This is a genomic window from Serratia sp. CY47280 (genome assembly GCF_052168655.1).
Lineage (GTDB): Bacteria > Pseudomonadota > Gammaproteobacteria > Enterobacterales > Enterobacteriaceae > Serratia > Serratia bockelmannii.
In genome coordinates this window covers 1,543,798-1,567,763 of sequence record NZ_JBJNMG010000001.1, presented here as the reverse complement: position 1 = coordinate 1,567,763, position 23,966 = coordinate 1,543,798, and the positions used below count along the sequence as shown (strand labels likewise).

The following is a 23,966-nucleotide window of genomic DNA, read 5'->3' as shown; positions in this document are numbered from 1 at the left end:
GTGAGCGGGTGCCAATGGAAACGTTACTTGGTGAAACATACATCTGGGCTGAGAAAATTTAGCCAGATGCCATCTGACAGCCCCATATAAATAACAGGCAGCTGTCAGATCTGCGTTGATGAAATTACTGCGCTTCCTTTGCCCCTTTCAAAAGCATGAGCTCGAGTATTTTCTTACACTGTTCATTGTATTCTGAGCCATCTTGGCTGTCTTTTATTTGCCGGTTTACTGCTGTTAACAGCGAAAGATTATTTATATTTACCGGATTAGGATTCGCACCCCGATTGAGCAGTAGGGCCATGTGTTCAAAGGCTGAGCTAAAAAAAGCATCCATTAATAAGGTTTGTTGCAAGGAGTCTCTGATATTAATGTCCGCTCCGTAATCCAGCATCACCTTTAACGTTTCAGTGTTTTTGGCTTTGATTGTTTGGAATACAATGGGCTCATTGAATACCTTATCTTTTGCGTTTGGCGGTAAACCGCCGTCGAGCATGGCTTTGACCCAAATCCCCTTGTCGGCTTTCATGACGAACTCCGCTGGGCTGCTTCCCCCTTCTGGTCTGGGCTGCAGCGGGTCTGCGCCAGCTTTTACCAGGTCGGTTATTATTTTCAGCCTTTCCGGCGTGTTTTTATCGTAGATTGAGTTCAACACCGACCAAAACAGCAGGGTCATGTCCGCCTTAACCTGTCGGTTCAGTTCTTCCTTGCTGACAGAGGGAAGTTTCTCTTTCAGTTTCACTTCATCGCCATCATAAATCAGCTGTGCGATGTCCAGTTGACGGCCTTCAAAAAAATCCTGTGGCTCATATTCCATGTTTTTTTTGCATCCTTGCATCATGAGAACAGTAAACAGTAACGCCATGGCCATTATCAACTTGCTCATATTCTCCCCCTGATAGTGGCGACGTCCTCGTCTTTCTGATCTTCAATCAACGTTATTGTCTGGTCAATACCGTGTTTATCGAGCAGGGTTCCTGTCCCACCGGCAAGCGTGTGCGGTATGCCAACGGCATCAGGCACCACCAGCGATGACCACTCTTTCAAGGTGAAAGGCAATGCTACGCCCCAGGGTTTTTGCAAAGCATCGGGTAGGGCATTTTTTAAAAGCTCATAATCACTTTCGTTATTAACCTCCTGTAACGTGGTTAACAGTTCTCCCTCAACTCGATAGGCCTGTATGTTCTTGGCTGAACCAATCATCTCAGCTCCGTATTTCCCTACAGTTCCATGATGGAGTCCGGCTGCATTAAACGTCCAGGCGGGTTTCCCACTGGTCATTGATGCAGCTGAGGCCATTCCCCCGCCCAATGAATGACCAGAAATATCGACGCCGGAGGAGTTCTTTACTTGTAATCCTATTTTAACCGCCTGTTTATAATAATCAGAGCTCGCCCCCATCCCCTGAGCACCATTATTTATCCAGTCATTCACATTTTTAATTCCTGACAAATCGCCCTAAGGGCCTTTTTGGCGGCGCTGCCGATTCCCTCCGGGAACTCTGGCGCTCTTGATCCTCTGAACACGACCGTTGGGTTCATCTCTTTACCAAAAACGGTGCTATCAGGTTGATATACCCTTGCCAAAAAATCCGGAGATTCATCTCTGTCGAAGAGCATATTTCTATTTAACCCAATTTTACTCAGGGCCGCATTATCGTTACTGATATCTTTCCAGCCTTCAGGAACGCCGGGTGTATCCTTTAGTGGATTCGTGGTCTTGTAGATATTCTCCGCCAGCTTTGCCTTCTCGACGGCGACATTGTTTGCCGCCAGGCGTTCCGAGGCGATTCGGGCGTCCGGATAGATACTCCGTTGCCCGCGGCCAATGAGGTATTTTCGCTCCTGCCAACGCTGCGCCTTGGTCAAGGGCTCAGACACGACCTGCTGTGAAACTCTTCCGCCCTGCACCGGGATATCCGGGCGAAGAGCCGGTTTGGCCCGCGTGACTTGTGCGGGGAAGACGGACGGGCGCGCCCGGCGGCCACCGTAAGACTTCACGGCCTCCTCGTACTGCCTCACTATCCTGTCCACCGGGTAGTTGGGCTCTTGTCTCCCCTGCGGTATCAGGTAGCCGTCGATGTCGGCGTAAAATGGTCCCATCGTCGCCAACACACCGGGCCGGGTTTCGACCGCTACGACAACGCCGCTCATCAGGTCGCTCTGCACTCTTGCGCGCAAGTTAGAGCTTATTCCGTTTTGCGTAACGCCAACTTCACGGCGGATCCGTTCACCACCGCGAAAACCAGAGAAAAGCGACAGAATGTCTTTGTCCGGCATGTATGAAAGGCCGTGACAGGCGCGGGAAGGGCTGACTATACGGGGGAATTCATCAGGTGAAATAATATCATCGGCGATATACAGCAGTTTCAAACGGGAAAACATAGTGTGTCTCTTCCTTTGCTTGCTGCGTCTTGGCCAATTCAGGCGGGCGCTCGCACTCCTTGCACTCGATGGCGCCCTGAGGGGGCATGTTATCGAACGGCAGTCAGCAGTAGCTAACGGCGCATAGGACACCAGATAAGGGATGATAACGGCTCAGGCCAATTTGTAAAGCCGGCCAATTATTAACCGGAAAGTTCTTGTTTTCCGAAGGCTGCCAGAGGGGGGAACTCCGCCGCTCAAATCGATAAACCAACGCCAGGATCAGTGGCCGCAGGGAAATGCGTCTGTCTCTAACGCTATCAATCTTTGCCATACCAAGATTTAAAATACTTCAGGAAACTGTAGGCCACGGCATAAAACCCAGTAACGGCGCCGACTTTGCCTTCTTTCCATGCGCCGCTCAGTACGTACCATTTGAAAAACGCGCCGATCGCGCTAACGACGCCACGAAATATCGAGGGCCTAATGTCTCTGTATTTGACTACCCTTGTCGTATAGCTATTGAGCTTATTGAGTATTTCATGGAGAGAATAAAAAGTATCGTGCTTAACATTGCCGGGAATGACCGACGTGTGAATATAGCCTTCAGCGGCATCATCTACCGGAGCATCATTGAACCTGACCTGTGTTCTATTGAACAGTCGAACGGGGTAGTCCGGTGAGGAGATGGGATAAATCGTTCTGACTGGCTGTCCGAGTACAAACCAATTCCTTTTTATTCTATAGGCTTGCTGTGGTGGCGGGTTTGCCTGCGATTTGAATGTTAAAATGGACGCTATGGTTTCGGCATCAAGGATTTCGTCGCTGTCCAGGCACAGTACCCAATCATGGTGAGATTGAGAAATCGCAAAGTTCATTTGTCGTCCATGCGTTTCGAAACGATGGTAAATAGGGCTTATTCCAAAGCTTTGGCAAATAGACAGCGTTTTATCCGTACTTCCGGAGTCCACCACAATCCACTCATCCGCAATGCCCATGAGTGGAGAAAGCACCTCGTGTAATAAACGAGAGGAGTTAAAAGTCAGTATACAAACAGCTATCTTTGCCATTAACTAACATCCTTAAAAATCGCTGAGCAGGTGAGCGCGTAATGTTTTCTCTGGAATGGAAATTGCGATTCTCTTCTTATCCCTTATCAACCTCAGAAAATGCCTAACCCCGCCGATCAAACCGATAAACCAGCGCCAGCGACAATGCCAGGAGTAAAAGCGGCGGGGCGAGGGCGGTGAAGGGCGCGTTGAGGGCGAACAGCAACCCCAGATTGAGGACGATCTGGTAAGCGATGTAGGTCAGCAGCCCGATGATGACGCCGAGCGCTAATCGGCTGCCCATGCCGGGCGCGCGTGGGGCGGTGAAGGTAAACGGGATGGCCAGCAAAATCATCGCCAGCACCAGCAGGGGCTGGCCGAGTTTTTTCCACAGCGCCAGGCGGTATTCGGTGCTGGGCTGCCCCGAGCCCTGCAGGTAATCGATATAGCGATCCAGCTGTTGGAGCGAGAAGCTGCCGGCCGGCAGGGTCAGCTCTTTCAGGCTCGGCACGGCGAACAGCGAGCGCCAGAGCAGGCTGTCTTGCCGCTGAATCGTCTCCTTTCTGCCTTGCCAGCTTTTTTGCATCACGTTGTGCAGCAGCCAGCTGCCGTCGGCGGCGGTGCTGGCGCTGTCGGCGTAAATGTAAGATTCCAGCGCGTGGTTGGCCTGATAGCGGAAGATCTCAATGCCGTGGGGCTGGTCGTTCTCATCGACGGTTTTGACCGTCACAAACTCGTTGCCGCGCCGCGCCCACAGCGGGTTAACGGTGACGTCGTTATCGTTCGACTGTGCCAGCGCGTTGTTCTTTATCTGCAGCGCGCGTTGCTGCAGCGGCGAAGCGGCCCATTCATCGAGGGCGCCGAGCGAGAGGTTCATCAGCAGCCCGGCGGCGAGCATCACCAGCGCGATGCGGAATATCGACATCCCGGCGGAGCGGATCGCGGTCAGTTCCAGACTCTTGGAAAGCTGCCCCAGCCCGACGATGCCGCCGAGCAGCGCGATAAACGGCCCCAGATCGACCAGGCTGCGCGGCAGGGTCATCACGGTCACCAGCAGCGCCTGCTGCCAGCGGTAGCCGCCCGGAGTGACGTCCTCCAGCTCGTTGATCAGCGTAAAGGTGGTGAACAGCGGGATGAGCAACCCGGCCGCGGCGGCGAAGCCGATGAACACGTTGCGCATTAGGTAGCGGCTAAAAATGGTCATCGGGAGGGTTTCCGCAGCAGTGATAAGTCGCGCGCCAGCAGCAGGGCGATGCCGACAGCCATCGCTATCGGCACCAGCCAAACGCCGGGGATCGGTGGCAGAGAGCCGTTGGCCACCAGCGTGCGGCAAATGTTGCCGCCATAGAAAATCACGGTAAACAGCACCGTCAGGGGCAGCAGCGCGGCGTAGCGCCCCTGCCGCGGCTTGATGCGGCTCAAGGGGATCGCCAGCAGCACCATCAGCACGGTGGTCAGCCCGCGGCTCTCGCGCCATTGCAGTTCGGCGGCGTCGCCCGGATCGGCGGAGCGCGCCAGCTCCGCCGGCGAGGCCGACTTGTGCCGGCTCTCGGCGCTGGGCACGAACGGTTTAAGCGCGATGTCAAAGTTGTCGTAATTCTGCCCGTTGTCGTCGGCGCCCTGGCGATCCAGCACATAGGCAGTGCCGGTTTTCAGCCGCACGGCGGGGCTGGCGGGAGAAGCGTCGAGTACCTCCACCGACTGCGCGCGGTACAGGTTGGTGTGATGGCCGCCGCGCACATAAATCAGGGCGTCTGTCAGGTGGTTGGCCGTTTTGTCGACGTGATTGGCGAGGATCATGCGGCCGTTGCCGCTGACGTTGAATTTGTCGGCCTGCAGGTGGCTCACGTCCAGCACCGATTGCGACTGTTGCTGCAGCTGATAAATATTGGCGTACGCCCAGGGCCTGCCATACAGCGACAGCAGCGTGACCGCTATCGCCAGCGGCACGGCGAGCAGCAGCACCGCCTTGTACAGCCGCAGCGGGCTGGCGCCGGCGGCCAGCATGGCGGTGATCTCCGCATCGCTGTACAGCTGGCTCAGCGCCACCGCCACCGAGACATACAGCGCGACGGGCAATATCATCTCCAGCGCGATCAGCGATTTATAGAAAACCACGTCGGCCACCACCCGCAGCGCCAGCGTGCCGTTGGCGGCGTCGGTCAGGTAGCGCTGGGCGGAGTAGCTGGCGAACATAAAGATCAGAAACCCGGCGATCATCATCACCAGGCGGCGGATCTCAACCGTGATATAGCGTTCAATCAAAGACATGCGTCATCGGCTCCCGGCGGCGTGCGCTTCATGGCGTTTCCTGCGCGATCAGGGTGCGCAGCAGGGCGATCACCTGGTCAACTTCCTGCGGGGTGAGTGCGCCGTCCTTCGCCCACTGCACGCGCCCGGCCTTATCCAGCACCACGATGGTGGAGCTCTCCTCCGGCAGCCGCCAGGCCATGCGCCCCAGCCCGTCGCTGTCGACGATGAACTGCGCCCAGGGGTAATGGCGTTTGTTTTTCTCGATCTTGCCGCGCACGAAGAAGCCAGAGCCCGGTATCGCGTCGTCGGTGTTAACGATGGTGGTCGGCTGGAAGCGATCGCCCGGCAGGTTCGCGTCCTTAACGGCGTTGATCAGCAGCGAGTTCTTCTTTTTGGCTGAGGTGCGCCCGGCGATGTACTGGATCACCCGCACCTTGCCCGCCAGTTTTGCGCTGTTCCACGGCCGGTAGCTGAAATCGCCGTTGCGCAGCAGCAGCTCGCCGCGATCGGCGATGGCGATCGGCGCCACCGGCCGGCCATGCACGAAGTTATGCGCAGATGCCGCCAACGGCGACAGCAGCAGCGCAAGGGTCAGCAAGCGACGTAACGTCATCATGGCTCCGTGCAACCCGCTTATCTGCCCGCCGCGATGGCCGGCTGGGAAAACGACAGCGGAAAGCGCGCCAGCAGCAGCTCCAGGCGCTGGCGGATGTCGATATCCAGGATCGCAGGCCGATCATAGATATCGCCGCCGGCCAGCTTGTCCGCCACCATCACGTCATGCCGGTCACCCATCAGGCCGTTAATCGCCGCCAGGAAGCGCGAGATCTGCCGGGCCTCGCGGTTGTCGGGATCGATCGCTCTCAGCGTGTCGTAAAACGAGACCTGGCGGCTGACGATTTTGCGCACGTCATGGAACTGATGCCCGGTCAGCGCCGGGCCGGCGATCAGCGTTTGCAGCTGGCGCATCTGCTCCTGGCGGTAGGTGATAAAGCCCTGTGCGCTTTCCAGGCGGGTGTGGCGCAGCGCATAACGCACGTATGACCACACCGGCTTGCTGAGCAGCAGCCGCAGCAGGTTGCCGTACAGCGTGAGATTCTTCTGGTTGCCGTTGCGAAACGCGTCCTGAAAATGGCCGAGCACCACGGTGGTGGTGTGGAACAGGCGGTTGGCGCGGTGGGGCGCACCGTACAGCTGCTGGGCGAAGCGCAGGTGCTTGTAGCGGGCGCGGATATATTTGTAGCGCATGCGGGTAGCCGCCGCCAACTGCGGGTCTTGCAGGAAACCGTTCACCAATTGCAGCAGCTCGCGGCGGGAAAAACCGTCTTCCCAAAACTGCAGGCACAGCGCGTAGTTGTCCCGAATGCTCTCGGGGGAGCATTCCAGATCGATCTGCTGCGGCAGGCTGATATTCGCCTCGACCAGGTCATCCTCTTCCACCGCGACAAACAGCGCCTGGGTGGTTTCGGCGGAGAACTTCTTCCAATTCGTGATAGCGGTCATTGATTACTCTCTTTGGGCACATTCAGCCCCAACATAAAGCGATTGCGGTAGGCGCCGATCGTCGGTATCAGGGATAACAGCACGTCTAAACATTGCCCCAGTAAATAAGCGAAGGCGGCGCCCTGCACGCCGAAGGCATACGCCATCGACACCAGCAGCGCAATGTAGGCCGCCGAGGCCGTCGCCTGCGCGATCAGGAAAGCGCGCTGCTTGCCTGCCATAAACAGTAAGGATTCCTGCGGGAAGCCCATCATGGAGACGATGATCGCGCCCAGCATGATTTGAATCAGGTCATAGGCTTCCAGGTATTGCTGCCCGAAGACGGCGGAAATGAGCGGTTTGCCCACCAGCAACATCAACACCGCGACGGCCAGGCCGATGCCGCCGGCCAGCAGCGAGGAGCGCAGGCCCAACAGCCACGGGGTCTTGGTGCGCGGATCCAGGCGCATGATCTCGGGATAGAAGCTTTTTTCCAGCAGCTTGGCCGGGGTGCCCGTCGCATCGAAGAAGGTCATGGCGATCTTGAACAGCCCGGCGGCGGCCGGCCCGAGCACCACGCCCACCAGCACGGTGGTGCAGGAGTTGCGCGCGGCCCAGATGGTATGGGCGATGTTGGTGGTCCAGACGAAGTTCCAGGCGCCCTCGATGCGGCGCGCGACGTTGAACAGGCGTGGCCTCAGCGCGCCGTGGATATCGCGGCGGCGCAGTTCGCGCGCGGTGAACCACCAAAACAGCGTGCCGCCGATCAGGTTAGAGGCGTACCAGGTGACGATAAAGCCGGGGAACCCCAGATCGAAATAATAGGAGATGACGCTGCCCACTGCCTGCAGGAACGGCTTGATCGCCTGCTGGATGGCGATGAGATCGAAGCGGTTGAAGGCGCGCAGCACGCCGGTCGGCGTGGACGAGGTCATCGACGGGATCAGGGTGCAGTACAGCATGGCGAGCCAGAAGCTTTCGCTGTCCAGCCCCAGGGCGTGAGACAAGAACGGCAGCATGATCATGCCGCCCAGCACGGCGATGACGCCGCTGGCGATATCCAGGCCAAAGGAGAAGGCGACGACGTCGCGGAAGCGCCCGGTATTTTGATGCTCCAGCGCCGGGGTGCCGAATTGCACCACAAACTGCCAGGTCTGGAATTTGATGAAATCGCTGACCGCTTTGGTGTAGGCCTGGATCACCACCAGCACGCCGAACATTTCAGGCGACATGCCTTTCCCGGCGCAGGAGAGCGCCAGCAGGCCGAGCAGCGCGCTGGCGACGCTGCCGGAGCCTAAATAGGCGGCATTACGTAAAATGGAGCGAAACGCGCCATCGGAAAACCACCGTTTCATAACCAAAACCAGCCGTTATCGTTGTTTTGCTGCACTTTTTGTTCCGCCGTCATGCGCTTGCCCTGTATGCGTTTAATAAACCTGAGTTTCTTCGCCGGCGTTTTCGCCGGGTTGCCCGATATCGCTCTGTGGGCGCTTCGCGGGATTCACTACGGCGGAAATGGCGTTGAGCGCGTTGCTCAGCACCTCGTCGTAAGGGGCTCTGGCGTCCAGCTCGATGATGCGCGCACCGTTGTACTGCAGGCGCACCATGGCGGCGATCTTGTCTTTCAGCTCTTCATAGCTGTGATCGGGCTTGCGGGAAAATGCCGTATCGACGTCGATATCAAGGCGAATGATCAGCGCCGGCCGATAGACGGCCATGTGTTGATATAAACGGCGTTCGCGCGCCGCCAGGCGGCTCAATAGCCAGCCTTTTGCGCGTTCCACGCCGATGCCGGGCCCATCGTAGTAAAAACCTGAAATTTCCGCCTGCGGGTAGCGATCGCTGACCACCAGCACGCCGCTCTGCGCCAGCCGTCGCACCTTGCGCAGGTTGGCGGCGCGCCACAGCGAAAAGCCGTACATGATCAGCGCCGCCCACAGCGCCGGCGGCCTGTTGCTCATGCGCTGGGTTTTATCGGATTTGGCCGCGAGGCGCCGTTCCAACCACACGCCGATGAACGGCAACTTCTTGATTTTGTCGCCGTCTTCGCCGGAGATCAGCCCCAAATAGCGGCGCTCCGTGGGGCGATGTTGCTGCAGGTTTTTCACCAGATCGGCGGTCAGCGTGGACTTGCCCGTGCCGTCGCTGCCCACCACGGCAATCAGCCCGGTGATGCAGGTGGGAGAGGTATCCTGTTCGGCGGTGAGTTTATTTTTTTTCATCTGTTTCGGTACGAAAAGGTTATTTGGCGGCTAGGCATTGGCGGCCCTCAGCGATATTTTAACGGCGCGCAGTGAGGCATCGAAAATACGGTTAGCCGGCTCGCGGCCGTCTAAATCCAATATGTTAGCGCCATTAAACGTCAGGTGCGGGATGACGGCGATCTTTTCACGCAACGCCGCCAGCGAGTGATCGGGTTTACGTGAATAGGCCGTTTGTTCGTCAATATCCAGCCGAATTAATAATAAGGGCTGATAAGACGCCATCCATTGGTACAGCTTTTGTTCGCGCTTTCTCAGCCAGCGGATCCAGCGATTGCCGCCGGCGGTTTTCGCCAGCTGCGGGCCATCGAAACGAAACCCCGCCACTTCGGCCTGCGGATAACGATCGGTGATCAGCAATGCGCCGCTGCGGCTTTTCTTCAGCATGCGACGGAATTTATAAACGCGCCAATAGGAGAGTAAAAAAATTACCAGCGCCGTGGCATTATCCGGCGGTGTGGAAGGGCGCTCATGCACGCGTTCCGATTTCTTCAGCAAATAACGCCCGAAGGGCGCGCCAATAATCGGCAGCGAACTGATCCATTCGCCGATGCGCCCGGAAGACTGGCCGAGATACAGCAGTTCGGCAGGTTCTTGTGCCGATAACGCGTTGACCAGGCTGGCAGCTAACGTGGATTTTCCCGAGCCGTCACAGCCGGTTATCGCTATTACGCGCACGGGCGAGCGATCAGATGAAGGTCTTATCTGCTGACTCACAATAATTGATCCAATGCGAAAAAAACTATTGTATTCCAATACGCCTTGGGTTCAAGATATTTATTGTGCTTTGCTGCGATAAAATAATGAGATTGGTATTCTTGTTCGCTATTTGAATTGATATTTATGGCGTTCGTTCTTGTTATTTTGTGCTAATTTTTCGTGCGCGCGCCGGTTTCGCTTTTTATGTTAATTCCCGGCAGGGCTCACGATGAAAAAAGAGCAGAGGTTTTCCATTTTCGCTTAATATTTTGTGCTTTTTGGCGCCGCGCTACGGTAAATTTTTTCACGTAGCCGCCACGGCAATGATAAGCGATAGGTCGCTTCAAATATGGCACGCCGTTTCTGGTGTATTGAAAGAGAGTCTTATTATGAGTGCAAAATTTCCGCCGCTGATTGCGGTTATCGGCAGCGACGGATCGGGTAAGTCCACCGTTTGTGAACATCTGATCGCGTATATGAAACATTATGGCCCGGCGGTGCAAGTGCATCTGGGCAAACAGGCGGGCAACGTCGGCCGCGCGGCGGCGAAATTGCCGCTGCTCGGGCGCTCGGTGGGCAAGGCTATCGAGAGTAATACCAAAAAAGTCAAAACGAAAAAATCCCGCATCGGCCTGTTGCCGTCGGCGGTGATCATCGCTTTCGTGGGGCGGCGGCTGCTGCGTTTCCGCCGCATGCTGGCGTACCGTCGGCAAGGGTTCATCGTGTTGACCGACCGTTTTCCGCAGGCGCAAATCCCCGGCGCTTACGACGGTACGGTTTTTCCCGTCGACGTGGAAGGGAGCCGTTTTGTCCGTTGGCTGGCGGCGCGCGAGCGGGCGGCGTTCCAATGGATGGCGGGGCAAAAACCGGATCTGGTACTCAAGCTGAATGTCAGTCTGGACGTGGCCTGCGCGCGTAAACCCGATCACCGCAAAGCGGCGTTGGAGAAGAAGATCGCCGTCACGCCGTTATTGACGTTCGAAGGCGCCGACATCGTGGATCTCGATGCCGATCGGCCGATCGAGGAGGTGCTTTCGGCGGCGGAAAAAGCCATCGGGGAATTTATGGCGGCGCAGGGTTATCGCTATTCGGCTGATGGGGTATCAACGGCTGCGCACTGAGGTGCGCAGCGATTCGGCAGGGCGGCGATACCATTTTGGCACCGCCGCCGCGGCCGAGAGGGAAGGCTTTATTTTTTCAGCGCCGCAAAGGCGCGCACGATGGCGTCTATCTCTTCATCGCTGTGCGCGGCATTGACGCTGCAGCGCAACAGGGTGACGCCCGCCGGCGCGGCCGGTGGCAGCACCAGGTTTACATACACCCCGTGGGCGATCAGCTCGCGCCAGAAACGCAATCCTTCTTCTTTTGAACCGATCATCACCGGCACCACCGGGCTGATGCGCGGCCCCAGGGTATACCCCAGTTCGGCGAGGCCGTGGTACAGACGGTGCGCGTTGCTCCACAGCTTTTCCCGCAGCTCGGGATGGCGCGCGATTTTTTGCAGCGCCGTGCGCACCGATGCGATGCTGGACGGCGACGGCGAAGCGGTAAAGATATACGGCCGGCTGCTGTAGCGCAGCACGTCCATCCCTTTGCCGCCGACGGCGAAACCGCCGATTGAAGCCAGGCTTTTGCTGAAGGTGCCCAGGATAATATCCACGTCTTGCTCGACGCCGAGCGCTTCGGCCAGGCCGCGGCCGTGCTCACCCATCACGCCGAAGGAGTGCGCTTCGTCGACCAGCAGATAGCCGCCGAGCCGCCGCTTGATATCGACGATTTCCACCAGCGGGGCGACGTCACCCAGCATGCTGTAGATGCCTTCCACGATAATGATCGCCTCGCGGGCCCGCTCGCCCAGGCGCACCATGCGGCGCTCCAGATCGGCGGCGTCATTGTGGCGGAAGCGAATAATCTCCGCGCCGCCGAGGGCGCAGGCGTCGTAAATGCTCGCGTGGCTGTCCGCGTCGATCAACACCACGGCGCCCGGCCCCGCCAGGGTGCTGATGACGCCCAGGTTGGCGGTATAGCCGGTGGAGAAAACGATGGCGCTTGGGCGATCGAAGAACTCCGCCAGCTCCCGTTCCAGCGTCAGGTGCGATCCGTAACTGCCGTTCGCCATGCGCGAGCCGGTGGTGCCGGTGCCGAGCGCGGCCAGGGCCGCCTGGCCGGCGGCGATCGCCTGCGCATCGAACGTCAGGCCAAGGTAATTATTGGTGCCTGCTAGGACAATCTTTTGATCGCCGATGCGCCCCTGGGTGGCGGAATAGACTTCGTCGATGCAGGTGCCGAACGGATTCAGACCGGACGTTTGAAATTGCTCACGGTCATTGGCGAGCCGCGCAAACTTATCATACAGTCCCATGGTTTTTCTCCAGATAAGGGCGCAGCGCGTCAAGCAGTTGCTCCGGCGTTCTGACATCAAGCAATATATTGATAGGAATGGAGATATCTAATTCATCTTCCAGCATCATCAGCAGATCCAAGACTCTGATGGATTCCAGGCCAAGATCATTGACGAGATCGCTATCAGGTTTTATTTCCACTCCGCCTTCGACGATACCTTGCAAACACGTCAGGATATAATCCATTACAGCATCGCGATTTAGCATAAGAACGTTGACACACCTCTAATTGGAATAATTAAAACAGCCCTTCGCGCAGTGCGCGCTCCAAACTTACCTGTGGAAACCAATTAATCTGTTGCGACAGCGCGTGATTACTGGCGGACCAGTCGTGATGCGTTAATTCGCGTATTTTGCTGCGCGTCAGCATCGGCTCTTGTTTGACCAGGCGGTTCCACACCACGCTGATATCCGCCAGGGCTTTCAGCAGCGGCAGCGGAATGCTCACCAGACGCACCGGCCCGTGACGCACGGCGGCGCCGATGTCGCGCAGGCGCAGCCAGTTATAGCCTTCGGCCACGCCGTCGCACAGTTCGTAAATATTCGGCTGCGCGGGTTCGGCCTGCACCCATTGGCTGACCGCCTTTGCCAAATCGCTCACGTGCAGAAAAGTGAGCTTGGCCTCAGGCGCGCCCAGCCGGGGCAGTACGCCGCGCAGCAGGCCGTTGAACAGCGGTTTCAGCTCTTTATCGCCCGGCCCGTAAACCGCCGTTGGGCGGAAAATCCCCAGCGCGATATCGCCGGAGGCGGCGATGAGTTGCTGCTCGGCGGCCTGTTTTGAATGGGCGTACCAGGACAGCGCCGGATGGCGGGCCGCCAGCGACGACATGAACAAGAAACGATTGCAGCGGCCGTTTTGCCTGGCCGCCTGCATCAGGTTCAGGCTGCCGGTGACGTTGCAGCGGGTGAACACCGCTTCCGCATGCCCGCGCACCTGGCCCGCACAATGCACGACGTATTCTGCGCCGCGCACCAGCTCGGTGAGCGAGGGCCGATCTTCCAGCGCGCCGGGGATCCACTGCAGGTTGTCCGCGGCGGCTTTTCCGGCTTGCCGCGTCAGGGCGCGCACGTTAAACCCTTGCGCCAGCAGTTCCTGGACGATATGCCGGCCGATAAAGCCGGTCGCGCCCGTCACTGCGACGGTGCCGCTCATTGCGCGAAACCGGCCAGCTGCGGCATTTGCGGATAGAGCGAAGCGCTCAGCCAGCGTTTTTTGGCCTCCGCACGGGCGGGTTTGCCCGATGACGTGCGGGGAATGCTGTGCGGCGGCAGCAGCTCGATGTCCACCGCAATGCCGAACTCGCTTTGAATGCGCGCGCTCAGCGAATGCACGATTTGTTCCCGGCGTTCTTCCGAACTGACTCGGCACTGGATTTGCAAAATGATCCTGGCCGCTTCGTCGTGTTCTTCAGTCACGAAGGCAATCGCATCGCCGGAACGGATTTCCGGTTCGGATTCCGCGACGTACTCGATATCCTGTGGCCAGATATTGCGGCCGCGAATGATGATCAAGTCCTTCTTGCGGCCGGTGACGTACAGATAGCCGTCCAGCAGGTAGCCCAGATCGCCGGTATCCATCCAGCCGGTCACCTGAATTTGCTTCTGAGATTCATCGTCGCAGAAATAGCCGTTCATCAGGCTGGGGCCGGAAATCGTGATATGGCCGACCTGGCGCTCCGGCAGCGCTTGCCCGGTTTCGCTGCGGATCTCGATGCGGTGGCCGGGCAGCGCACGGCCGCAGTTGACGAAGGTCGAGACGGCGCGGGTTTTTTTGCCCGGCGCGACCGCTTTACCCTCGTACTCCAAAATATCGCGGTCGACCGCGTTGGTTTGCGGGCCGGAGCAAGGATCGGAAAAGCTCACCGCCAGGGTGTTCTCGGCCAGGCCGTAACACGGCATGAAGGCTTTGCTGTCGAAGTTGATGCTGCTGAAGTGTTCGCCAAACTGGCCGAGCAGCTCGGCCGGGATCGGCTCGGCGCCTACGCCCGCGACCCGCCAGCTGGAAAGATCCAGATCGGCCAGCTCTTTGGCGTTGCTGCGGCGTAGACACAGATCGTAGCCGAACGGCGGGGCGACGGACACCGTGCCGCGATTCTTGGCGATCAGTTTCAGCCACTGCATCGGGCGCATGGCGAAATCTTGCGTGCGCAGATAATCGACGGACAGCTGGGTCGCTACCGGCGTCAGCAGGAAACCGACCAGGCCCATGTCGTGATAGAAGGGCAGCCATGAAACGCAGCGATCGCCCGCACGCAGCTTGATCCCGTCGCGGCTGATCGCGTTCAGGTTCGCCATGGCCGCCCGCTGGGTAATGATCACGCCGCGCGGAAAGCGGGTGCTGCCCGAGGTGTATTGGAGGTAGGCGATATCGTCGGGCGAAGGCGCGGGCAACGCGATCTCCGGCTCCGGCAAGGCGTTAAAATCCTCGTCGCTGAGGATGTGCATCGCCGACGTGTTTTCCGTGGCTGACGCGATGAGCGGTGTCCACTCTTCGCTGCTGATGATCGCCGCCGGGTTGCAGCTGGCGATCAGCCCTTTCAGTTTGGCGGTGTAGGAGTCGCGCTGGCCCACGCCCATCGGGATCGCCAACGGTACCGCCACCAGGCCGGCATATTGGCACGCAAAAAAGGCTTCGACGAATCCCGCGCTGGTTTCGGCGATAAGCGCCACGCGATCGCCTTTCTTGAGCTTCAGGGACAATAAGCGCCGCGCGCCCGAGATCGCTTTTTGCTGCAGCGTGCGATATTCGAGAACGGTCACGAGTTGATTGCGACGGTCGTAAAAATTCATTCCCGTATTGCCCAGCGCCGCGTAATCCAACGCGTCCACTAAAGTGGGGAAGTCCGCATAGCGCATAGGAAGAGAATGAACGGAACTTGTTTCAGACATAGACAAACTTAGCCATAGATTAAAAATCACCAAAAGAGAAAAATCACTCTTGGCGAGGTAATTGATGTTTTACTATGAATAGGTTTTTGAATAAGTTTGTTATTCAACCATCTTCATTCCGCGAACAGCGTATATTGCCGTGCTTGAGCGGCACGCCGGTTATTAACCGGTCAGAGCGCGAGTAGCCCGTGCTATCAGCCTGAACGGCACCCCGGCGATATACGAGAGGCTATTGTAATATCCGGGTTTCGCCGTTCTTTAGTCTGCATCTGTCGGGCAGGAAATAACTGTCGGCTCATAGGTTATGACCTCATGCATGGCTATCTTGGAACTTAAACACTTCCTAAACAGTATGCCGCAAGAAATCCAAAAGTGAACGATTCATTTAAGGCTAATCTTAAAAAGAGCATTAAGTGGTAAAGATGGCGGCACACCTCCTGATTAAAGTCGGTACACTAAAAACGGCGAGTTTCTTTTGCCATAACAGCACGAAATAATAAAAGAGCACCATTAGCGTAGCCTGGCTGCGCCGCTTTCTGTTTCCTTTTTTTATCAATTATGGACATCACAGGGTGAATGTAGAGCCAATAATGCGCTGATTCACAGGGGGTAATATTCGGTTTTTCTTATCATTGAACCGGAGGCAATACACAATCCAATAAAAGAGAACAGCATAAAAAATGCTAAAGGCGTTGTCGCGCGCTCATTTAATTATTTTATTAAAACGTAAGGCTATTTATGATCCGTATTGAGAAAGTTCTGGATAAACGCGAACTTAAAGAATTTATTGCTTTCCCCTCGCAACTGTTTCGCGATGATCCGAACTGGATTGAGCCGCTGCATATCGAGCGCGAAGAGCACCTGTCAAAGAAGAATCCCGGCACCGACCATATTGAATGGCAGGCATGGGTGGCCAAAAAACAAGGCAAAGTCGTTGGGCGCATCACGGCGCAAATCGATTCTCTGCACCGGGAGCTGCATGGCGAGGATACCGGCCACTTCGGCATGATTGACGCCGTTGACGATCCCGCCGTTTTCAGCACCTTATTCACGGTCGCGGAAGAGTGGCTGAGATCGAAAGGCGCGCGTAAAATCACCGGGCCATTCAGCCTCAATATCAATCAGGAAAGCGGCCTGTTGGTCGAAGGGTTCGATACCCCGCCTTCCGCCCTGATGACGCACGCGAAACCCTACTACGCGGCCCAGATAGCGCAACAGGGCTACAGCGAAGGGATTGATTTGCTTGCCTATTGGATGAAAAGAACCGATCTGCATTTTTCGCCGTCGCTGACCCGGATGATGGATCAGGTGCGCAAAAAGGTGACCGTGCGCCGCCTCAATCGCAAGCGCTTTCGCGAGGAGATGCAGGTGCTGCGCGAGGTGTTCAACTCCGGGTGGCAGCATAACTGGGGGTTTGTCCCGTTCACCGAGCATGAGTTCGCCACCATGGGGGATCAGCTGAAGTTTCTGGTGCCCGACGATATGATCCATATCGCCGAGGTGGATGGTGCCCCCTGCGCCTTTATTGTCGGCCTGCCAAACATCAACGAAGCGATTGCCGATCTGCAGGGGCGGTTATTGCCGTTCGGTTGGGCGAAGCTCTTGTGGCGGCTGAAAGTCAGCGGCGTGCGCACCGCGCGCGTGCCGTTGATGGGCGTGCGTCAGGAATATCAATTCAGCCGCATCGGGCCGATTATTGCGCTGTTGCTTATTGAGGCGCTGCGCGAGCCTTTCGCGAAGCGCAATATCGACGCGCTGGAAATGTCGTGGATCCTGGAAACCAATACCGGCATGCGGACGATTTTAGAACGCATCGGCGCAGTTCCCTATAAGCGCTACCGCTTGTTCGAGAAAACGCTTTAACCGGCTGATAACGCATCGCCTTTTCACGTTCTCAGAATAATAACCGCGGCAGGGTATTTTCGGGCGGTGCCGTTTCAGGGGCAGGGTGACGGCGCGTGAGGGAATGCATCACTTCCTGGAAGAGAACAGTTAAGGTCCTTAATTAATAAACTCGTGATAAATTCACGCCGCGTTATTTATTCGCGAGTGATTGTCGCAGTCTTGACGAGAGCAGATTGTATGCCTGTGGAAAAGAAAAAAGGAATAAGCCGATTAACCTACAGCATAAGGAATTCCTGGGCCGGGTTTATTGACGCCGTGCTTACCGAAGATGCGTTCCGCCAATTATTGGTTATTAACGCCATTTTACTGGTTGTTACATTTGGTTTAGATATTACAAATATAGAACGGCTGTTATTAATCACCTGCAGTTTTCTGCTATTGGTGGTTGAGCTGCTTAATACGGCGATTGAAACCGTGGTCGATCGCATTTCGCTGGAATTGCATCCGTTATCCAAACGCGCCAAAGATTTGGGCGGCGCAGCGCAGCTGGTGGCCGTGGTGATGACTATCATTATTTGGGGAATGGTGCTGCTGGGGCGATAGGGGCTTTGGTGGCTCAACCAGCAAGCCGGTTGCCGTGGCGATATAAGCGGTTATCATCGTTGTTTTGCGTCCTCTGCCATTTCAGCAAGGAGAGTTGGCCGTTATGCCCGTGAATTTTGATCTCAACGATCTTTATGCGTTTCGCGCGCTGGTGGAGTACGGCAATTTTCGGCTGGCCGCAGAGTCCATTTGCCTGTCGCAGTCGGCATTGAGCCGCAGGATTGAGAAGCTGGAAAACGCGCTGGGCATCAAATTGTTCGACCGCACCACCCGGCGCGTGACCTTGACGCTGTACGGGCAGGCCTTCGCCGAACGTTCGGAGCAGTTACTGATGAACGTCGAAGCGGTGATGGCCGATATCGATAAGGTCAGCCAGGAGCGGGTGGGGCTGGTCACCGTCGCCACGGTGCCATCGGCGGCCTACTATTTCATGCCCGACGTGATACGCCGTTTCCGGCTTCGCTATCCGCGCGTGCGCGTTAAGCTGATCGACGGCAGCGCAGGCAATGTCATCGAGGCGGTCACCGGCGGCCAAGCCGATTTCGGCATCTGCTTCGCCGGGCGGCTGCAGCCTAATCTTGAGTTTGTGCCGTTGGTGGGGGACGTCTACGTGGCCGCCTGCCGGCGTGACCATTCGCTCGCCGGTAAAAAGAGCCTCACCTGGCGGGAGTTTTATCAGCAGGATTACGTGTCGCTGGATAAAACCTCCGGCAATCGCAATCTGCTCGATCAGCGCCTGGAACACCTCGTGCCGGAACGCCCCAGCGTGTGTGAAACTCGCCATGTGACGACCATGCTGGGCATGGTTGAGGCGGGCATCGGCATTGCCGCCGTGCCCGCCATGTCGATGCCCGCTTTAGAGCACTCGGTGTTGACGTCGGTGCCGCTGGTCGATCCGGTGGTGAAACGCACCGTAGGCCTCATCAGACGCGGCGGCCGTATGCAGTCTTTCGTCGCCGCTGAGCTGGAAAAGCTGATTACTGAACAGTATCACTCTGCCTGACCGGCTGCGGCGCCGGCACGGTTCGCATGCCGGTTGCGCGAATGGTCGGCTGCGCCTGAGAGGAGGCGAGGAAGTCCAGCAGCGCTTTGCCTTCGCGGCGGTGCTCCGCCTTGGCGGTCACCGCGCCCGCGAAGCGGGTGATGTACTGCACGTTTTCCGGCAGCTCGCCGATAAAGGTCACGCCCGCCACGGGTAGCAATTCGCTGACCTGCTGGAAGCCCAGTGCGTATTTCCCCTTCGCCACTTCAGAGGCCACCGGAATGCGCTCAACCTTATGCGCTTTCCCTTTCACCTGTTCCTCGATACCCAGCTTTTTGAACAGTTGGCCGCTGACATAGCGGCCGCTGGCGCTGTCGGAATAGGCGAAAGAGTCCGCCTGCAGCAGGACATTGCGCAGGTCGGCATCCGTTTTTATCACCGGCTTGGGCGCGCCCTGTTTGACCACCATGCCGATCGGCGAATCGGCCAGCTCCACGCGCGAACCCGGCTGGGTCCAGCGCTCTTTTTCCAGTTGGGTGAGCGCGTCGCCCACCATGATCAGCACATCGGCTTGCTCTCCGCGCGCCAGCCGCGCGGGGATCGCCTGCGGCGTTTTGCCCATCGAGGGGCCGGACACCAGAATGATTTTATCGCCGCTTTGGGCTTCATATTCCGGGGCCAGCTTCTCCAGCGCGGCTTTGAAGCCGCCGGAGATCATCACGGTCACGTCTTTGGCCAGCGCCGCCGTACTGCAGGAGACGCACACCAGCGCGGCGAGGATCGAACGAGTGAGTTTTAGCATGACATCATTCCTTTTGAGATGGCGGCTTAGCGCGCGGTTTGCAGCGGCATGGCGATGCGGCGATACATATACAGCGTTGCCAGCAGGGCGCACAGCGCGGCGAAGCTCATCCAGTAGCCCGGTGAAGCCTTGTCGCCGGTGTATTCGATCAACGCGGTGGAGACTACCGGCGTAAAGCCGCCGAACACCGCCGTCGCCAGGCTGTAGGCCAGCGAGAACCCGGCCACCCGCACTTCCGTTGGCATGATCTCCGTCAAGGCCGGGATCATCGCGCCGTTGTAGAGGCCGTAAATGAAGGACAGCCACAGCAGCACGGCCAGCATCATGCTGAAGCTGGGGGCGGCGGCGAGCAGGCTCAGCGCCGGGTAGGCGGTGGCCAACGTCAGCAACGTCATGGCGACCAGAACCGGTTTGCGGCCGAAGCGATCCGACAGCGCGCCGCCGATGGGCAGCCAGATGAAGTTGGAGATCGCCACCAGCAGGGTGACCAGCAAGCTGTCTGAAGCGCTGAGCAGCAGCACCTTTTTGCCGAAGGTCGGCGCATAGACGGTGATGAGGTAAAACGCGGTGGTGGTCATGGCGACCATCAGCATGCCGGCGATCACCACCGGCCAGTTTTTCAGCAGGGTTTTAAACACGTCGCGCATCGCCAGGTGGTGACGGCGAGCGGTAAATTCCTGCGTCTCTTCCAGCTTGCGGCGCAGGAAGAAGATGAAGGGAACGATCAGGCAGCCAAACAGGAAAGGCAGGCGCCAGCCCCATTCGCGAATGGCGCTTTCTTCCAGCGCCGCATTGAGCGCGAAGCCCATGGCTGCCGCCACCATGATAGCCACCTGCTGGCTGCCGGACTGCCAACTGGTGTAGAAGCCTTTACGGCCCGGCGTGGCGATTTCAGCCAGATAGACGGACACGCCGCCCAGCTCCGCGCCCGCCGAGAAGCCTTGCAACAGACGCCCGCACAGCACCAGCAGCGGCGCCCAAAGCCCGATGCTTTGGTAAGAGGGGATCAGCACGATCAGGAAGGTGCCTGCGGCCATGATCGACAGGGTCACGATCAGCCCTTTGCGGCGGCCGACTTTATCGATGTAAGCGCCCAGCACGATGGCGCCGATCGGGCGCATCAGAAAACCTGCGCCGAATACCGCGAAGGTCATCATCAGCGAGGCGAACTCGCTGCTGGCCGGGAAAAAGGTGTGTGCGATGTAGGTAGCGTAAAAGCCGAACAGGAAAAAATCGAACTGCTCTAAAAAGTTGCCGGAGGTGACGCGCAGTATCGCGCCGGTTCTGGCCCTGATGGTCATGGGTGAGGTAGAGGAATGCATCTTTATCTCCAGTTTGTTATTGGCGCTTGACGCCGCGCCTGTTGCTGAAGACTCGCTCAGGAAAATAAAGTAAATAAGCGCAATAAACGCATGACGCGATGCGTTTGACGCATCAATCGGCGTTAACAATGTTGCCTAACCCGATGTAACGTGGCGTTAACAAGTTTGTCGCTCATTGCCCGCTGCGCAGAACGCCGAAAACGTTATGCGCTTTTTGTGACAGGGTTCATAAAGGGGCGGCGGGGAAGCGCCCCGTGCCTCTGAACGATTGTTCGATACCGTACGTAAAAAGATGAATACCTCGCACTGCGTTTGCAAAATACGTGGATGTACGTTCAGCCTTGCAGTATCCACGTATGCCTTTGCATGTTATCCCTGCGCCTCTCTGCTATAGCTTTACATCTATATAGTTACTGATCTATATTTTAGGGAGGTCCCGTGTGGGAAATTAAAACAACGGATGCATTTGATCATTGGTACAGATCGCTCAGCGATGCCGATCGGGCCGGCGTACTTGCCGCATTGATGGTCCTGCGGGAAAAGGGGCCGGGTCTGCCCAGACCCTATGCCGATACGGTTAAAGGCTCACGTTACAGCAATATGAAAGAGTTGCGCATTCAGTGCCGAGGCGAACCGTTGCGGGCATTCTTCGCTTTCGATCCGTACCGTATTGGCATCGTGCTTTGCGCGGGCAATAAAGCTGGTAATGAAAAGCGTTTTTACGATCGGATGATCCAGGTTGCCGATCGGGAATTCACGAACTGGCTGAACACATTAAACGAGAAGGAGTGACGCGATGGGCAGAACGTTGGAACAGCTTATTGCGGATGAAAAGCCCGAGGTCGTGGCCAAAGCGCAGGCGCTGGCGGCGGACATCATGCTGAACATTCACCTTGCCGAGCTGCGTGAAAAAGTACAGAAAACGCAGGTTGAAATGGCGCAGGCGCTGGGGATCAGGCAGCCGACCGTTGCCGTAATGGAAAAACCGGGCCGCGATCTGAAACTGTCTTCGCTTAAACGCTATGTTGAGGCGGCCGGCGGCAAACTGCGCCTGGACATCGAACTGCCGGACGGCTCTCACTACGAGTTTGTGCTGTAAGCGCTAACGGCAGAAAGGCACTAAGCCCGCTCAGGTTCCCCGGAGCGGGCTTTGTGCACCAGGGCTCCTTTGACACAAGCAGGCGGCCGTGAAAGCAAAGAGGCGCAAGACGGGCAGGCTGTCTGAGCACTTTCGTTTGGGCCGGATAGCGTTAAACAAGCCACGCGCACTCCCTTCGCGATGTCTTGCTTGCCCGTAACTGTCTCCTTGCTCCTTAGCTGAAACGATACAAATTATATTGATAAGTAGCTCGTTTCATGTGCAAAAAGTCAACGTATTTCATTAAAACTGCGATGAAATTCGTATTTTTATCGCGCTATTTCGTCAAATACTCACCCGGTGAAGCTCATCACATTTCTTTAACCTGCTTAACAGTAAATTTTCCTTGTTTATAAAAAATCGATTCAGCTAAAGGGGAAGGGAAATGAAAAAGACATGGGTGATGGCGGTGTTTTCGGCCCTGATTTCAGGGCAGGCGGCGGCGCAGAGTTGGGTGCTGACCAGCGCTGAAGATGGCGTGGAGAAAGGAAACTGGAAGATTTCGAGCGAGGCGCTGAAGATTAAGGATAAAACGTTCAGCATTGAGCAGAAGGTGTTGCACGGCGGTAAGCAAGAAGGCAGCAAAGTCGTGATTATCCGCAGCGAGGATGGCCTGACCATCACGCTGAGTCCCACCCGTGGCATGAACCTCCTGCGGGCAGAAGGCTTTGGCGCGAAAATGGGATGGGATTCCCCGGTCAAAGAGGTGGTCAACCCCGCCTTTATCAACCTGGAAAGCCGCAATGGGCTCGGCTGGCTGGAAGGTTTCAATGAGATGATGGTGCGTTGTGGCTATGAGTGGACCGGGCATCCGGTGACCGACGCAGGGCAAATGTACACGTTGCACGGCAAAGCAGGCAATACGCCGGCCTCGCGGGTTGAGGTTGAGGTCGCGGATACGGCGCCGTATGAAATTCGTGTTCGCGGCCTGATCAAAGAGAGCACATTCAAAAAAACCGATCTGCAAACCCTGACCGAATTGCGCTATGTGCCCGGCAGCAACAGTTTCCGCCTGCATGATGTGTTAACCAACCGGGCGGATTATCCCCATGACTACCAGATTATTTATCACAGCAATTTCGGCGCACCGATTCTGGAAAATGGCGCCCGCTTCCTGGCGCCGATGGCCAGCATCAGCCCGTTTAACGACTATGCCAAAGCCGGGCTGAAGACCTGGGCAACCTATGCCGGTCCAACCAAAGGGTTCGATGAAATGGTCTTTAACATTAAGCCATTATCGGATCCGAATCATCAGACACTGGCGGCGCTGGTCAATAACGCGGGCGACAAAGGGGTGGCGATTCAGTTCGATACCCGCCAGTTGCCCGTCCTGACGCTGTGGAAGAATACCGATACGTTAAAACAGGGGTATGTCACGGGGATTGAGCCGGGCACCAGCTATGCCTACCCGGTCACTATCGAGCGCGAACAAAAACGCGTTAAGCAGCTGCAGCCAGGCGCCAGTGCGCAGTTTGATCTGACCTATACCTTGCTGCACAGCAAAGCGCAGGTGGCGGATCTGGAGCAGAAGATTGCGGATATTCAGGGCAAGGTAAAAATTGATGAGAATGACGCGCCGATAGCCAAAGAGTAACGCTGCCTGTCGATGCATTTAGCGTTAAAGCAAAAAGCCCGCTTAAGTTTCCTTAAGCGGGCTTCTCTAAATATGGCTCCTCTGACTGGACTCGAACCAGTGACATACGGATTAACAGTCCGCCGTTCTACCGACTGAACTACAGAGGAATCGTGTGAACGGGGCGAATAATAGCGGGGCGCCTGGGGTTTGTCAAAGCGCTAAACTGCAAAAAAAGTGCGTTTGCTGAGGGAATGAGCACCTTGCGCTGTTTTTCGGCATTTTCCATCGCTATGCGTTGATTTT

General features: G+C 57.0%; 24 protein-coding genes and 1 tRNA gene. 7 read left to right on the top strand and 18 right to left on the bottom strand.

Annotated features, from left to right (window positions below; translation table 11 throughout):
• Positions 1-124: 124 nt before the first annotated feature.
• From ACJ8J4_RS07625 to ACJ8J4_RS07575, 11 genes are all read right to left on the bottom strand, one after another.
• On the bottom strand, positions 125-883 hold the full coding sequence (locus ACJ8J4_RS07625) for an ankyrin repeat domain-containing protein (protein WP_060447915.1): 759 nt from the start codon (positions 881-883) through the stop codon (positions 125-127).
• On the bottom strand, positions 880-1,431 hold the full coding sequence (locus ACJ8J4_RS07620) for a hypothetical protein (RefSeq protein WP_264383653.1): 552 nt from the start codon (positions 1,429-1,431) through the stop codon (positions 880-882). The genes ACJ8J4_RS07625 and ACJ8J4_RS07620 overlap by 4 nt, the downstream gene beginning before the upstream one ends.
• Positions 1,428-2,381, bottom strand: coding sequence for a hypothetical protein (locus ACJ8J4_RS07615; protein ID WP_264383652.1), 954 nt, complete (start codon positions 2,379-2,381; stop codon positions 1,428-1,430). Before ACJ8J4_RS07615 ends, ACJ8J4_RS07620 begins: the two co-directional genes overlap by 4 nt.
• 299 nt (positions 2,382-2,680) lie before the next feature.
• Positions 2,681-3,430 (bottom strand): glycosyltransferase family 2 protein, encoded by a 750-nt coding sequence (locus ACJ8J4_RS07610; protein ID WP_043143064.1) that lies wholly within the window; start codon positions 3,428-3,430, stop codon positions 2,681-2,683.
• A 103-nt stretch (positions 3,431-3,533) separates the two neighbouring features.
• Complete coding sequence (gene lptG, locus ACJ8J4_RS07605; protein ID WP_089196063.1) at positions 3,534-4,613, bottom strand: LPS export ABC transporter permease LptG; 1,080 nt, start codon at positions 4,611-4,613, stop codon at positions 3,534-3,536.
• Positions 4,610-5,680 (bottom strand): LPS export ABC transporter permease LptF, encoded by a 1,071-nt coding sequence (lptF, locus tag ACJ8J4_RS07600; RefSeq protein ID WP_148123587.1) that lies wholly within the window; start codon positions 5,678-5,680, stop codon positions 4,610-4,612. The genes lptG and lptF overlap by 4 nt, the downstream gene beginning before the upstream one ends.
• Before the next feature lie 28 nt (positions 5,681-5,708).
• Positions 5,709-6,275 carry a YtfJ family protein gene (locus tag ACJ8J4_RS07595; protein WP_060447913.1) on the bottom strand — a complete coding sequence of 189 codons (567 nt, stop codon included), beginning with the start codon at positions 6,273-6,275 and terminating at the stop codon, positions 5,709-5,711.
• A gap of 20 nt (positions 6,276-6,295) precedes the next feature.
• Positions 6,296-7,165, bottom strand: coding sequence for a hypothetical protein (locus ACJ8J4_RS07590; RefSeq protein ID WP_197835809.1), 870 nt, complete (start codon positions 7,163-7,165; stop codon positions 6,296-6,298).
• A complete protein-coding gene (locus tag ACJ8J4_RS07585) occupies positions 7,162-8,499 on the bottom strand; it encodes a lipopolysaccharide biosynthesis protein (RefSeq protein ID WP_004935553.1) in 1,338 nt (445 codons plus the stop codon). Before ACJ8J4_RS07585 ends, ACJ8J4_RS07590 begins: the two co-directional genes overlap by 4 nt.
• A gap of 72 nt (positions 8,500-8,571) precedes the next feature.
• Complete coding sequence (locus ACJ8J4_RS07580; RefSeq protein ID WP_025303504.1) at positions 8,572-9,366, bottom strand: hypothetical protein; 795 nt, start codon at positions 9,364-9,366, stop codon at positions 8,572-8,574.
• A gap of 30 nt (positions 9,367-9,396) precedes the next feature.
• Positions 9,397-10,122, bottom strand: a complete 726-nt coding sequence (locus ACJ8J4_RS07575) for a hypothetical protein (protein WP_197835858.1) — start codon at positions 10,120-10,122, stop codon at positions 9,397-9,399.
• A gap of 371 nt (positions 10,123-10,493) precedes the next feature.
• Between ACJ8J4_RS07575 and ACJ8J4_RS07570 the strand changes: the two genes are divergently transcribed.
• Positions 10,494-11,225, top strand: coding sequence for an ATP-binding protein (locus ACJ8J4_RS07570; RefSeq protein WP_025303502.1), 732 nt, complete (start codon positions 10,494-10,496; stop codon positions 11,223-11,225).
• 68 nt (positions 11,226-11,293) lie between these two features.
• On the opposite strand, the gene spt is transcribed toward ACJ8J4_RS07570, so the two are convergent.
• The 4 genes from spt to ACJ8J4_RS07550 are packed head-to-tail and all read right to left on the bottom strand — an operon-like array spanning position 11,294 to position 15,395.
• Positions 11,294-12,466 (bottom strand): serine palmitoyltransferase, encoded by a 1,173-nt coding sequence (gene spt, locus ACJ8J4_RS07565; protein WP_025303501.1) that lies wholly within the window; start codon positions 12,464-12,466, stop codon positions 11,294-11,296.
• A complete protein-coding gene (locus tag ACJ8J4_RS07560) occupies positions 12,453-12,713 on the bottom strand; it encodes an acyl carrier protein (RefSeq protein ID WP_015378483.1) in 261 nt (86 codons plus the stop codon). Before ACJ8J4_RS07560 ends, spt begins: the two co-directional genes overlap by 14 nt.
• A gap of 31 nt (positions 12,714-12,744) precedes the next feature.
• Positions 12,745-13,659: an NAD-dependent epimerase/dehydratase family protein gene (locus ACJ8J4_RS07555; protein WP_025303500.1), complete on the bottom strand. Its 915-nt coding sequence runs from the start codon at positions 13,657-13,659 to the stop codon at positions 12,745-12,747.
• Positions 13,656-15,395, bottom strand: coding sequence for a fatty acyl-AMP ligase (locus ACJ8J4_RS07550; protein WP_099817399.1), 1,740 nt, complete (start codon positions 15,393-15,395; stop codon positions 13,656-13,658). The genes ACJ8J4_RS07555 and ACJ8J4_RS07550 overlap by 4 nt, the downstream gene beginning before the upstream one ends.
• A 738-nt stretch (positions 15,396-16,133) precedes the next feature.
• Between ACJ8J4_RS07550 and ACJ8J4_RS07545 the strand changes: the two genes are divergently transcribed.
• The 3 genes from ACJ8J4_RS07545 to ACJ8J4_RS07535 all read left to right on the top strand — a co-directional run bounded on the left by ACJ8J4_RS07545 (position 16,134) and on the right by ACJ8J4_RS07535 (position 18,846).
• Entirely contained in the window at positions 16,134-17,258 is a 1,125-nt protein-coding gene (locus ACJ8J4_RS07545) for an N-acetyltransferase (RefSeq protein ID WP_089196058.1), read from the top strand.
• 219 nt (positions 17,259-17,477) lie between these two features.
• On the top strand, positions 17,478-17,843 hold the full coding sequence (locus ACJ8J4_RS07540) for a diacylglycerol kinase (protein ID WP_004935528.1): 366 nt from the start codon (positions 17,478-17,480) through the stop codon (positions 17,841-17,843).
• A 103-nt stretch (positions 17,844-17,946) separates the two neighbouring features.
• Positions 17,947-18,846, top strand: a complete 900-nt coding sequence (locus ACJ8J4_RS07535; protein ID WP_197822133.1) for a LysR family transcriptional regulator — start codon at positions 17,947-17,949, stop codon at positions 18,844-18,846.
• Here ACJ8J4_RS07535 and ACJ8J4_RS07530 read toward each other — a convergent pair.
• Together ACJ8J4_RS07530 and ACJ8J4_RS07525 are read right to left on the bottom strand one after the other, a co-directional pair.
• Entirely contained in the window at positions 18,821-19,627 is an 807-nt protein-coding gene (locus ACJ8J4_RS07530; protein ID WP_213928417.1) for a substrate-binding domain-containing protein, read from the bottom strand. The genes ACJ8J4_RS07535 and ACJ8J4_RS07530 overlap by 26 nt on opposite strands.
• A 26-nt stretch (positions 19,628-19,653) precedes the next feature.
• Complete coding sequence (locus ACJ8J4_RS07525) at positions 19,654-20,949, bottom strand: MFS transporter (RefSeq protein ID WP_025303494.1); 1,296 nt, start codon at positions 20,947-20,949, stop codon at positions 19,654-19,656.
• A gap of 438 nt (positions 20,950-21,387) precedes the next feature.
• Between ACJ8J4_RS07525 and ACJ8J4_RS07520 the strand changes: the two genes are divergently transcribed.
• The 3 genes from ACJ8J4_RS07520 (at position 21,388) to ACJ8J4_RS07510 (ending at position 23,681) form a co-directional block, all read left to right on the top strand.
• A complete protein-coding gene (locus tag ACJ8J4_RS07520) occupies positions 21,388-21,741 on the top strand; it encodes a type II toxin-antitoxin system RelE/ParE family toxin (protein WP_025303493.1) in 354 nt (117 codons plus the stop codon).
• A 4-nt stretch (positions 21,742-21,745) separates the two neighbouring features.
• On the top strand, positions 21,746-22,048 hold the full coding sequence (locus ACJ8J4_RS07515) for an XRE family transcriptional regulator (protein ID WP_016927038.1): 303 nt from the start codon (positions 21,746-21,748) through the stop codon (positions 22,046-22,048).
• Positions 22,049-22,472: 424 nt separating this feature from the next.
• The gene (locus tag ACJ8J4_RS07510; protein WP_213928418.1) at positions 22,473-23,681 is read left to right on the top strand and encodes an aldose 1-epimerase family protein; all 1,209 of its coding nucleotides are present in this window, start codon (positions 22,473-22,475) and stop codon (positions 23,679-23,681) included.
• A 73-nt stretch (positions 23,682-23,754) separates the two neighbouring features.
• Here the strand turns inward: ACJ8J4_RS07510 and ACJ8J4_RS07505 are convergent.
• A tRNA-Asn gene (locus tag ACJ8J4_RS07505) sits at positions 23,755-23,830 on the bottom strand.
• Positions 23,831-23,966: the final 136 nt, after the last annotated feature.